The following is a 12,259-nucleotide window of genomic DNA, read 5'->3' as shown; positions in this document are numbered from 1 at the left end:
GGCGCCCACCCCCAACGAAGGAGACAACGAGTCATGAGTACGAGTCGACTGCGACGTGCTCTGGGTGCCCTGCTGGCGATCGGCCTCACCGGCGGCACGGTGCTGGCAGCCAGCACGGCCGCCGCCGATACGGCAGCCAGCGACAACCAGTGGACGGACAGCTCGGGTCTGACCGCGGACGCGTACGGACACCACCTGGACGGCGTTGCCGCGACAGCCACGGCGGGCGAGACCGCTTCCGCGGTGACGTCCACGGCGGCGGCCTGGTCGCTGCTCGGGCCGCCCGGTGGCGACATCTACGACACCGCTGTGTCCACCGCGGATCCGGGAATCGTGCTGGCCGGCTACGCACCGGGCGGTGGATACAACGGAGGTCTGTACCGCTCCGGCGATGGCGGCACCACCTGGTCCGAGGTGCCAGCGCTGCACGGCAGGAGCGTCTTCGCCATCGAGTTCACCGCTGGCGGAACGGCCTACGTCGGCACCCAGGACGGCGTGTGGCGCAGCAACGACGGTGGCCTGACCTGGGTCGCCAGCAACCTCAACATCGGCCTCAACGACCAGGTCCTGAGCGTCGCGGTCGACCCGGTCAACCCGTCGGTGCTGTGGGCCGGGATCGCCAATGCCCTGGGCTCCCAGAAAGTCAACCTCATGCGGTCGGCCGACGGCGGCGTGACCTGGACCAACCGGACCCCGGCGATGGGTGCCGCGCTGTCCGGCAGGTCGATCGCGATCGACCCGAACGACCCGAACACGGTGATCGTCGCGTTCGACGCCGGCCAGGTGTGGGTCACCCGGGACAGCGGGGTCACCTGGACGAAACGCTCCGCCGGCCTTCCCACCAGCCCGTTGTTCGACATCGGGTACGACGGAACGCGGCTGCTTGTCGGTGGCGGCCAGCTCTTCTCGAACCAGTACCTCGGCCTCTACCAGTCGACCGACCTCGGTGTGACCTGGACCCCACTGCACAACAGCAGCTGGCCGACTCCGGTGGTCCACGGCATCGCCGTGGATCCGCACGACCGGGACACGATCCTGGTGACCACGGCCGGCACCGGTGTCCACCGCACCACCGACGGCGGCGCGACCTGGGAGATCAGTGTTGGCGGTACCGACACTCTGACCGGGCGGTCGATCCGCTTCGCGCCCGGCAACTCGCGGCAGGTCATCCTCGGCACCGACACGCAGGCCGTTTTCCGCTCCACCGACGGCGGCACGTCGTTCGCCCAGTCGTCGAACGGCATCGCCGAGATCGACCTCCGCTCCATCGACGTCAACCCGCGTGATCCGAACGAGATGGCGATCGCCTTCCAGGGACAGAACACCGGCGGTGTCTACTCCACCGTCGACGGTGGTGCCAGCTGGAAGCGGGAGCCGGTGCCGCCGACCCGGTACAGCACCGTCCGATTCGCCCCGGACGGCATGCTCCACGCCCTCTCCAACGGCCCCACGACGGTGGCCCAGGAGGGGCTCTACCGGCGTGGAGGTGACGGGAGCTGGACCGTACTCGGCCCCGACCAGGGGGCCTACTACGAGTCTGACCTCACGACGATCCGGTTCAGCCGCACCGACCCGGACCTGATCCTCCTCACCGGCACCGACTTCGGGTACGCCGGCACCGAAGCCACGATCTGGCGCACGCTGGACCGCGGCAAGACCTGGGCCAAGGTCCATGAGGGAACGTCCGGCCAGGCGGCACTCGACATCGAGATCGTGGAGAACGGCACCGACCAGGAAATGATCGCGTCGATCAACGACCGGAGCGGTGCCTACGCCAGCAGCGTCCTGCGCTCGGAAGACGGCGGCACGTCGTGGTTCACGTCGATGATCGGCCTGTCCGGAAGGTACATGAATCCATACCTGTGCGCGTCGTCCCACAACCCGCACGTCGTCTACCTGGCGGCCTGGTTGACCTCCAGTTCCACTGGCGTGTACCGCAGCCTGGACGGCGGCGTCACGTGGGAATCCACCGGCTGGACGAGCAACGCCACCGTTGCCGACCTGGCCTGTGACCCGGCCGACGGGCGGACTCTGTACATGTCGATGAACGCCGACCCCCGGGTCGTCCGCTCCACGGACGCCGGCACCACGTTCTCCCCCTTCGACAGCGGCATCGAAAAGGTACGGCAACCTCGGACGCTGACCTTCGCCGGTCCGTCCCGCCTGCTGCTGGCGACCGCGAAGGGAAGCTACGCGACCAACCTCGACCGCGACACCATCACCGTCGGCACCTCGGTACGCCGGGACAGGGGCCAACTCGTGGTGGATCTGACCTGGCAGGGGGCAACCTCCGTCGACATCGACATCTACCGCGACGGCACGCTGGTCGGCACGGTGCCGAACGACGGCGCCCACACCGATCCCATCGACGTCCAAGGCCGCGGCACCGCTACCTACCAGGTGTGCCGGGCGGACAGTTCGGTCTGCTCAGCCAAGACGACGGTGGCGTACGGCGGGCCACCGGCCTGAGCCGGCCGGGTCGCGAACAACCGCGTGGTGATGGCCCGCACGGGCCATCACCACGCGGGGCGGCCATCACGTACCAGGGAGCGTTTCGACCCGCGGCGCAATCATGATCAGGGTAGGCAGCGAGGGAACGCCTGACAGCCGGGGCGACCGATCCCTCAACTGCCGCCCACGGGTAGCCTCCGGCTGCGGCAATCCGATGGTCCTCGATCCGACTCGGCGTCCAACCGGGTTCGCTCACCTACGGCATGGTCGAAGGGTGTAGCCGCTGAGCACTCTGTGCAAAGCAGGACGCTACACCGGCTCTGACCTGCGGAAACAAGAAGCCGCAGGCAGGGGCGGTGCAGTTGGGCACCGTTCGACGCCGGTCTGCGCAGTTCAGGGCCGTTCAGTGCGCCCTGCTGCTCCCAACCTGCTCCCCGACGCAGTCCTGTGGGACGGTGGTCGGAACGGATCCACCGACGTTGAAGGTCAGGGCTTACGGGCGACGCCGGCCCAATAGTAGGCCGCGTGCGGGTCGTCCGAGCCGGCGTCATCGGGCCGCCACGCCATGACGGGCACGATGCCCGGCTCGATCAACTCCCACCCGTCGAAGAACCGCTCCACCTCAGCGCGGGTGCGCGGCACCAGCGTCATGTGGCCCTGATTGGCGGCGGCCACCGCCGCGGCCATCTCTGAGGGGTTGAAGTCCTGGGTCGGGTGGGTGATGGCCAGGTAGCTGCCAGAGGGCAAGGCCCGCATGATGGTTCGCAGCCTCTCCCCCGGCTCGTCCTCGTCGCGCAACAGCATGAGCACCGCGATGAGCGTGAGCGCCACGGGCCGGCTCAGGTCTAGCGTGCTGGTGAGGCGGTCGGCGAGGATCGTCTCCGGCCGGCGCAGGTCGGCGTGGATGTACTCACTGCGCCCCTCCTCGCTGCTGATCATCAGCGCCCGGGCGTGCGCCAGCACGATGGGATCGTTGTCTACGTACACCACCCGGGTCTCGGGCGCCAGCGCCTGGGCGACCTCGTGCAGGTTTGGCCGGGTGGGGATGCCGGTGCCGATGTCGAGAAACTGGCGGATTCCAGCCTCGGTCACCAGGTAGCGGGCCACCCGGTGGACGAACCGCCGGTTCTCGGCGGCCATCGTCCGCAGGTTGGGGATCGCCTCGATCAACGCGGCGCCCACCGCCCGGTCGACGGCGAAGTTGTCCTTTCCACCGAGCCACCAGTCGTAGACCCGGGCCGAATGCGGTACGGAGACGTCCACGCCGGTGGGCGGAATCTCCTCAGTACGGCTTCTGGCGTGACGTGTCACGGTCGACTCCCTCGAAGAGGCCGGGATAGACGTGCGTAGCCTAGACGACGTCCACCCGCCCCGCGATCCGGTCCTGTTCGGAGGATGACCGCACTTCCGCCGATCAGACCGCGAGAGTTACCCGGCATCAGCGATGGCCGTCCTGCTTCCTCGCCAGCAGGACGGCGTTGGCCGGGCTCTGACGCCCATCGACGTCTTGGAAGGATGGGCGCCAGAGCCACCGGTGTCAGTAGATGATCAGGTACGGCTGCCGGTTGCTCTCCCGACTGTCGATGGCGACCAGTCGCCCAGCGGTCGTGTCGTCGGAGAGTCGAAGCGTCAGGGCTCCGTCGGCCAGGTTGGCGTTGACCGCGCCGGTGACGTCAACCGAGTACCAGCCGGGGCGATCCGCCCGGACGGTCCCGAGCACGCTTCCGCCCGCGCTGGACGGGCGGCCGTTCCAGCTCACGCCGCTCTCCGACCATGAGTCGTCGACCAGCGCCCGCACCGTCACCGGTACGGCGCCAACGCCCGGCGACACCGAACTGACATGGAAGTACAGCCGGGCGGAGACAGTCGCAGTGCCCGGATAGCCGCCGAGTCCGGCCTTCAGGTAGGCCATCCGGTCGCCGTCCGGACTCTGCGTGTCGGGGAGGTCGGCGATCTCCAACTCGCTCGCGGAGCCGTAGGCGGTGTCCGCGTACGCACCGGCGCGTACGAAGGTGTCGGCGACCACCGGCGTCGTGGTCTGCCACCTGGTCTCCACGTTCCGGGCCCGGTCGTGAGCGGATGCCCAGTAGTAGCCGGGTGCGGTGATCCGCAGTGGTTGGAAGCCCACCTCACCGGCCCGGAAGCCGATCGTCTCCGAGACGCCCGACGCCTGGCCCTCCGAGTTCGCGTTCATCGTCAGGTACCGGCCCGCCATCTTGGTGAACCGGCCGTGTACGGCCGCCGCCACCGGCTCCCCGGTGACCAGATCGGTCACCCGGAGCCGCACGGTCGCCGGACCGCCCGCGGCGGTCACCGTCAGCTCGGAGACGATCAGTGGCCGCAGGTGGGTACCGGCGGTGGTGGCGGAGACAGCCGGCGAGACCGGCCCGACGTTGCCGTGTACGTCCACGGCGGCGACCCGGTAGTGGTGGGTGGTGTCCGGCAGCAGGCCGGAGTCGGTGAAGGTCAGGCCGCGCGACTGCCCGGCGAGGTTCTTCGGGTCGGGCGTGAAGCCCGGATCGGTGGACCGGTAGATGTTGTAGTGCTCCACCTCGGTGTCGTCGAAGGCCCGGCCGTAGACGAGATCGATGCTCTGGTGGTCGAAGGCGTTCGCCGTCGGCGGCGAGCTCACCACGCCGGGCGGGCCGGTGTCGGCCGGCAGCGGCGCGTACACGGCGTTGGGTCCCCACACCGACGGGAGCCAGCGGATGGAGTCGTAGTGGTGCATAGCGATGCCGCCGAATGCCGGACTGCCGGCGAAAGCGTCGTACACCTTCCGCAGTTCGCGCTCGGCGACGGCGCGCCCCTCCTCGCGGAAGGTGATGGTCTCCGGGTCGCCGCTCCAGGCGATGTCCAGCGTTTCCACCCCGATCACCACCGAGTTCGGCTTGCCGATCGCCTCGGCGTACGCGATCTCGGACTGGGCCTGGGCGATGATGCCGACCGACCCCTCCGCGGTGTCCCGGTAGTCCATGATCGAGATGTAGTCGCTCATGTCCTGGATGTGTTCGCTGAGCGGTTTGGTGGCGCCCTTCCAGGTGATGCCGGTGCAGCACGGGTTGACGTCCAGCCAGCGCGGGATCGCCGGGCCGAACGCCATTGGCGAACCCGCCGCGTTCCTGCGCTGGATCAGCTTCTCCAGAATCTCGAGCCACTGCAGTTGCAGCGCCGGCTTCTCGGCCGCGAACCCGGGATAGATGTAGGGCTCGATGTCCACGTTGACCCCGTCGAACCGCTCCGCCGGCCGTGAGGCGAGGTTGTAGTTGAGGATCTTCTCCATCTCCCGGACCGCGCGGGGGTGGTAACGCTCCAGCCCGCCGAGGAACGGCGGTTGGGTCCCGCCCGCGATCGTGGCGTACACCGTGAAGCCCTGCGCGTGGGCCCAGCTCACGAAGTCCCGCACCTCGGCACGCTTGTCGTAGAGCATGTCCAGGTCGCCGTACCGGTCCACGCCGACATAGAGCGTGGTGATCAGCCGCGAGCCGAAGGTGTCGGCGTCGCGCGCCGTCGTCGCGAGCAGTCGGCGGGATCCGGGGTTCAGGATCAGGCCGTACGACGCCCGCTCCCAGATCCACATCGCCCGGTCCTGCGGGCCGATCCGTACCGGCTCGGCAGCGCCCGCGCCGACCGCGACGTAGACGGTCGGGCTGTACCCGGTGTTGCCGTACGCGTCGACCGCTCTGGCCTCGATGCTCACCATGGCGTCACCGAATTCGCGGGGATCCCACAGATGGGTGTAGGTGCCCTTCTCCCCGAGCGCCCGCAGCCAGGCTCCGCCGTTGACGCGTACCGACACCTCACGCACGGTGTTGTGCGCGGCGACCGAGACGCGGACCGGTGTCGGCTGCCGCACCGTACCGCCGTCATCGGGACTGGTCACCGTCACGACCGGGACGTTGGCGGCCGGGTTGTCCACCCGCAGGGTGACGAACGGGGACCAGACACCGTAACGGTTGTCGGTTCGCTTGGCGCGCACCGCGACCTCGATCTCACCGTCCACGCCGGTCGTGTCCAGGTCGTAGTACCAGGTGCCGGTGTCGTCGCCGTCCGGGTCCACGGTGTGTACGCGGGGAGTGCTGCGGCCGTCGAGCACGACGGTCAGTTCGTACGCGTCGGTGTAGCTGCCCGACAGGCGGACGGTCCCGGCCGGCACCGCGTCACCGCTGGTGTGCGAATCGATGGTGACCGAGGGCGCGGCGGCGGAGGCGGGCTGCCCAGGCGGCAGCAGCAGAGCGGCCAGCACGGCGGCAGACAGCGTCAGCCGCGAGCGCCAGGACTTGCTTCGGATCAGGGACACGGGGGTGCTCCTCTCGGGGGGTTCAGGAGATGAGGAGGTACGGCTCGGTGCCCGCGCCGTACTCGCGGGAATCGATGACCACCAGCCGGTCGGCGACCGAGTCGTCGGCGAGTCGGAAGGTGATCTGGCCGTCGTTGAGATTGCTGTTCACGGCACTGGTGACGTCGATCGCGTACCACCCGGGTGTCGTCACCTGCGGGGTGCCCAGCAGGGTCGCTCCCGCGGTGGGCCGGTTGTTCCACGTGATCGTCGAATCCGACCAACTGTCGGCGGTGAGCACGCGGACGGCGATCGGGACCGGACCACCGTCCAACCGAACGCGGCGAACGCCGGATCCGCGGGACCGGCGTAGCTGAAGTCGTCGAAGAACTCTGGGGCACCGCGGCGGTGCGCGCCGGCGCGTGCACCCTGGACGGTGTCACCGCCAGCGGGACCGACGCCACCGCCAGCGCGGCGGCCAGGACGGCGTGGGGGACTTTCATGGCTCCTCCTGCTATGTGTCGAGCCAGCGGTCCAGGTGCGCGGCGACGAACGCGTCGTCCTGCAGGTCGGGGTACGCCCGGATCACTCGGTCGAGCTCCGCCGCCTGCCCGGGCGAGAGCCGCTCCTGCTCGTCGAGCAGCCGTACGTTGTCCAGCAGGCCCTGGCGCCACAGCACCTCGTGGATTCCGGCGACGCAGCCGGCGAAGCCATTGGCGACGTCGAAGACGGCCGCGTTGGCGTCGGTCAACCTCGCGGCCGTCGTGAGCAGCTCCTCGTCGAGCTGTCCGGTCCGTGCCGCCTCGCGGGCCCGCTCGAACAGTTCCACGGCGCGGCGGGTCCACACGGCGTACTGGCCGAGCAGCCCGCCTACGATCCGCTTGCTGACCTGGCCGCCGTTCACCGGGAAGCGGTACGTGGTGAGCAGGTCGACGATGATGTTGTCGTCGTTGCCGGTGTAGAGCGCGATCTCCGCCGCCCGTGTGGACTCGCAGACCGCCCGGACCACGTCGAGGGTGCGGTACCGGTCGAACGGCGCGATCTTGATCGCCGCCAGGCAGGGCAGTTCGGCGAGCCGGGCCCAGAAGTCGAACCCGAGCGTCCGACCGCCGACCGCGGGCTGGAGGTAGAAGCCGAACACCGGGAGCACCTCGCCGACCGCCGCGATGTGCGCGATGAGCTCGTCGTCCGTCAGCTCCGCCAACCCGCGCAGGATCACCATGGCGAGGTGGTAGCCGAGGTCGGCGGCGAGCTTGGCCTCGGCGACCGCCTGGTCGGTGGTGCCGGAGACTCCGGCGACCAGCACCACCGGCCGGTCGCGCGGCGCCTCCCGCACCGTGTCGACGGCGATCCGTAACACCGGTTCGAGCAGCCCGGCATCCCGGATCGCGAACTGGGTGGTGTGCACCCCGACCGCCAGGCCGCCCGCCCCGGCGTCCAGGTAGTACCGGCTCAGTGCACGCTGTCGGCGCTCGTCGAGCCGCCCGGTGGCGTCGAGCGCGAGCGGGTGAGCCGGGATCACGACGCCCTCGCGCAGCGCGGCGCCGACATCCAACGGTAGTGCTGCCGACATCAGAAACGCCCCTCTCGCTCCTGAAAGTGGGTGTCCTTGCCGTGGGTTTCGCCGCCGCCGAGCACCCATTCGGCGGTCCACTCGATCAGCGTGCGCAGCGGCACGGCGGGGTAGCCGAACAGCTCGTTCGCCCGCGCGGCGTTGGAGAGCAGCGCGGTGGGCTCCGCTGCCCCGGTGAATGTCGCGGGCACCCCGAACAGGCGATGGCGGCGGCGGTGCTGCTGCTGTCCCTGCCGTTCGCGCTGCTCACCGCCGCCGCTCACCACCGGCACCAGGGGATAGACGTTGCCGGTGGAGAAGGCGACGATCCGCGAGTCGCGGAACCGTTCGGCGACCCGCCCGGGAAGGTAGGTGTTGAGGGCCCAGGTCTGGTGCTCGGCGCCGTCGGTGCCGAACTTCCGGCCGGCTGGGCATCGGTCGGTGCCTCCTTGAGGGATGGCTGTGGCTCGGTGCGGGGCGACGGGATGGCGTCGAGCGGCCGGTACGTCGCGCCCGCCGCGGCGAGGCGGGGCAGGTGCGCCGTGACCCGGTCGCGGAAGCTGGCGAAGGAGTGCCGGGACCCGGTCGACCAGACGGTCTCGCTGAACGCGCAGAGGCGGGGAAACGCCATGCGCTCCACGTCCTCCGGCCGCGGCATGTACTCGGTCCACAGTTGGCACTGGGCGCCGAGCGCCCCGACGGGCTGGTCGGCGTCGAACTCGTACACCCGATCCAGCGGCGTGTGTCCGCCGATCGCGAGGGGTTCGATGTCCCGGTCCTGGCTCTGGTAGTAGTCGAGGTAGAGGTGCTCGTGTGAGGCGAGCACCACGTCGTGGCCGTCCTGGTGGGCCGCCATGGCCGCGCCGTCGCCCCGCCACGGCATCGCGATCGCGTTCGGCACCCGCAGCGCGGTTTCGGTGTCGTACCAGAAGACGGGGCGGCGGCCGCGGTCGGTGACGAAGCTGGCGAGCTCTCCCACGTACCAGCCGAGCAGGGCTCGCTCGTCGGGCAGTCCCAGCTCGGCCAGGCGTGCCGTGACGGCCGGGTTGGCCCGCCACTGCCCGGTGGGGCACTCGTCGCCGCCGAGGTGCAGGTACTTCCCGGGGAAGAGCGCCATCACCTCGTCGAGCACGTCGCGGTAGAACCCGAGCGTCGTCTCGGAGACGGCGAGCACGTGCTCGCTGATTCCCCAGTCGGTCCAGACGTCGAGCTGCCTGCCGGTGTTGCCGAGCTGCGGGTACGCCGCTATCGCCGCCTGTGAGTGGCCAGGGCTGTCGATCTCGGGCACGACGGTGACGAACCGTGTCGCGGCGTACGTCACGATCTCCCGGATGTCCTGCCGCGTGTAGTAGCCGCCGTGCCGCACCCCGTCGTACCGGCGGGGGGTCTGGCGGGCGTGTCCGACCAGGGTCTCGGCGCGCCACGCCCCGATCTCGGTCAACCGCGGGTAGCGCGGGATCTCCAGCCGCCAGCCCTGGTCGTCGGTGAGGTGCAGGTGCAGCACGTTGAGCTTGTGCAGCGCGAGCAGGTCGATGAAGCGCAGCACGAACTCCTTGGGCATGAAGTGCCGCGCCACGTCGAGCATCACGCCGCGCCAGCCGAACCGGGGGGCGTCGGCCACCTCGAGGTACGGAAGGCTGACGGTCCGGCCGGACGCGCCGTCCGGCAGCAGCTGGCGCAGCGTCTGGGCGCCGTAGAACACCCCGGCAGGCGCGCCTCCGGTGATCTCCACACCGCGCTCGTCGACGGTGAGCCGGTAGCCCTCCGGTGCCAGGCGATCGTCGAGGGCCAGGCGCACCGGGGCGTCGGACAGCACGGCGCGGGTGAACCCGGGCACCTCCGCGAGCCAGTCGGCGACCCCCTCGGCCTCGGGCACGGCCACGACCGGCACCGGCCCGGCGACATGCAGCGCACCGGAGTGCCGGCGAATCGCCGCGGGATACGGGATCAACGAGGTCATCACGCCGCCCGGTGCGCAGCGAGTACCGCCCGGAACGCGCCGAGCGCGTCGGCCAGCGGCGGCGCCTCGGGGAACCAGGCCCGTTCCCACTCCAGGGACAGCCAGGCCCGGTAGTCGAGGCGGTCCAGCTCGCTGAGGATCTGGCCCAGCGGGACCGCGCCGTGCCCCGGCAGCACCGGAGCCAGGTCGTCGGTCGCCCGGACGTCCTTGAGCTGTACGTGTCGCAGCCACGGCGCCAGCGCGTCGGCCGCCTCACGGGCGCTCTCCCCCACCCGCCACGGGTTCACCGCGTCCCACAGGGCGGCCACCACGGGCGAGTCGACCTCGGCGAGCACCGCCGCGACGGCGCGTGCCGAGCAGAACACGTCGTGGGTCTCCAGCAGGATCGTCACCGGCCCGCCCTCGATCCTCCGGGCCACCTCGCCGAGCCGCTGCACCGCCACCGGATGCGGGTCGGCCTGGCCGTCCCGGCCGCCGAAGACCCGCACGTAGCGGGCGCCCAGGTGCTCGGCGATCTCGACGTGGTGCAGCAGGTCGGTGACCGGGTCACCGTCCGGTGCTGCGATACGCACGTACGAGGCGACGCAGATCGGCTCGACACCCGCGTCCGCGAACCGCTTCCCGGTCTCTCGCAGCGTGCCGGCCGGGGTGTCGGGCGCGACCGGCTCACCCTCGGCGCAGCGAAGCTCCACGCCGTGGCAGCCGGTACGCCGGGCCAGCTCCAGCACCGATTCGACCGCCTCGGCCGAGCAGCCGAGGGTGCTGAACGCGAGTCGGCCCGCTGCCCACGCCGGTACCGTGTCGACGCCGCTCACGCCGCCACCTCGCTCCGCTCCGCGGCGGCGCGAGGCGCCACGCTGCTGAGCCGAATGGCTCGCTCGCTCCGCTCGCTCACGCCGCCACCTCCACGGTCAGACCGGGGATCCGCACGATGTCGGCACGCTCGGCCGACTCGTACAGCGCGAGCGCGGTGGCCACGACCGACTGCCCGTACGCCGCGTCGACCGCCGGCACCCGCCCGTCGCGGCAGCTCGCGACGAAGTCCGCCAACTGCTCCCGGAACGCCGCCACGATGTCGTCCTGCTCGGGCGTGACCACCTGCACCGCGTCGTCCCCCTGGTACGTCCACAGCCCGTCGCGCCGGGACAACCGCAGCGCGCCGTGCTCGCACACCACCTCGGTCTCGTCCTGAAACGGCAGGCCGGTCCCGGTGACCGAGAGCATGACTCGTACCCCGTTCGCCAGTTCCAGCAGGCCGACCGACTCGGTTTCGACCTCGACGCCCGGCTGGTGCCAGACGTACCCGTGCACGCTGACGGCGGGTGCGTCGCCAAGCCAGTGAGCCTTGTCGATACTGTGTGTGCCGACGTTCATCACGATGCCGCCGCCGGCGAGCGTCGGGTCGAAGAACCAGTCCGGCCGGGAACCCCGCTCGTACCGCGCGGTACGCCGCTCGGTGATCACTACGGGCCGGCCGAGGCTTCCCGACCGCAGGGTCCGCCACGCCTCGCGGACCGTCGGCAGGAAGTGCAGCACGTGGCCCACGGCAAGGCGCACCCTGTGGGTCGTGCAGGCGTCGATCATCCGCTGGGTGTCCTCGACGCTGGTGGCCATCGGCTTCTCCACCAGGACGTGCAGTCCGGCCGCGGCGGCGTCCACGGTGATCGGTGCGTGCAGCGTGTGCGGCGCGGTGATCAGCACTCCGTCCAGCTCGCCGGCGGCGAACATCGCGGCGTGGTCGGCATACGCGCGGGCGCCGAACCGGGCCGCGAGCTGCTCGGCGGCCGGCAGCCGTACGTCGCAGACCGCGGCGACCTCGACCTCGGGCAGGCCGGCGGCCGCGTCGAGGTGCAGGGCGGCGACGCTACCCGCCCCGATCACGCCGACGCGGAATGGTCGATTCCCCCATGTTTCGGTCACTGCACGTTCCTTTCGATCAGGACAGGTGTGTCGGTAGGGCGAGGGTGGTCAGGGGCGCTCGGGCGGCCCCTCCCCACGCTCGTGGTGGCGGGGCGGCAGG

At 70.6% G+C, this 12,259-nt stretch carries 9 protein-coding genes; 1 reads left to right on the top strand and 8 read right to left on the bottom strand.

All coding sequences use genetic code 11. The features are described from left to right. Positions 1-33: 33 nt before the first annotated feature. Positions 34-2,469, top strand: a complete 2,436-nt coding sequence (locus tag AB0G14_RS23845; protein WP_357700840.1) for a hypothetical protein — start codon at positions 34-36, stop codon at positions 2,467-2,469. Positions 2,470-2,937: 468 nt separating this feature from the next. On the opposite strand, the gene AB0G14_RS23840 is transcribed toward AB0G14_RS23845, so the two are convergent. From AB0G14_RS23840 to AB0G14_RS23805, 8 genes are all read right to left on the bottom strand, one after another. After that, positions 2,938-3,762, bottom strand: a complete 825-nt coding sequence (locus AB0G14_RS23840) for an SAM-dependent methyltransferase (RefSeq protein ID WP_357700838.1) — start codon at positions 3,760-3,762, stop codon at positions 2,938-2,940. A gap of 226 nt (positions 3,763-3,988) precedes the next feature. After that, positions 3,989-6,748, bottom strand: coding sequence for a DNRLRE domain-containing protein (locus AB0G14_RS23835; protein WP_357700836.1), 2,760 nt, complete (start codon positions 6,746-6,748; stop codon positions 3,989-3,991). A gap of 22 nt (positions 6,749-6,770) precedes the next feature. Next, the gene (locus AB0G14_RS23830) at positions 6,771-7,061 is read right to left on the bottom strand and encodes a DNRLRE domain-containing protein (protein ID WP_357700834.1); all 291 of its coding nucleotides are present in this window, start codon (positions 7,059-7,061) and stop codon (positions 6,771-6,773) included. Positions 7,062-7,241: 180 nt separating this feature from the next. After that, a complete protein-coding gene (locus AB0G14_RS23825; protein ID WP_357700832.1) occupies positions 7,242-8,300 on the bottom strand; it encodes a dihydrodipicolinate synthase family protein in 1,059 nt (352 codons plus the stop codon). Then, positions 8,300-8,572 (bottom strand): hypothetical protein, encoded by a 273-nt coding sequence (locus AB0G14_RS23820; RefSeq protein WP_357700830.1) that lies wholly within the window; start codon positions 8,570-8,572, stop codon positions 8,300-8,302. The genes AB0G14_RS23825 and AB0G14_RS23820 overlap by 1 nt, the downstream gene beginning before the upstream one ends. Beyond that, positions 8,560-10,239, bottom strand: coding sequence for a family 20 glycosylhydrolase (locus tag AB0G14_RS23815; protein ID WP_357700828.1), 1,680 nt, complete (start codon positions 10,237-10,239; stop codon positions 8,560-8,562). The genes AB0G14_RS23820 and AB0G14_RS23815 overlap by 13 nt, the downstream gene beginning before the upstream one ends. Continuing rightward, a complete protein-coding gene (locus tag AB0G14_RS23810) occupies positions 10,239-11,054 on the bottom strand; it encodes a sugar phosphate isomerase/epimerase family protein (RefSeq protein WP_357700826.1) in 816 nt (271 codons plus the stop codon). The genes AB0G14_RS23815 and AB0G14_RS23810 overlap by 1 nt, the downstream gene beginning before the upstream one ends. A gap of 76 nt (positions 11,055-11,130) precedes the next feature. Beyond that, positions 11,131-12,159, bottom strand: coding sequence for a Gfo/Idh/MocA family oxidoreductase (locus tag AB0G14_RS23805; protein ID WP_357700824.1), 1,029 nt, complete (start codon positions 12,157-12,159; stop codon positions 11,131-11,133). Positions 12,160-12,259 lie beyond the last annotated feature (100 nt).

Origin of the sequence: Micromonospora sp. NPDC023814 (assembly GCF_040639595.1) — a bacterium.
Taxonomy (GTDB): domain Bacteria; phylum Actinomycetota; class Actinomycetes; order Mycobacteriales; family Micromonosporaceae; genus Micromonospora.
The sequence above is the reverse complement of the archived record's forward strand: the minus strand, read 5'-3'. Positions and strand labels throughout refer to the sequence as shown.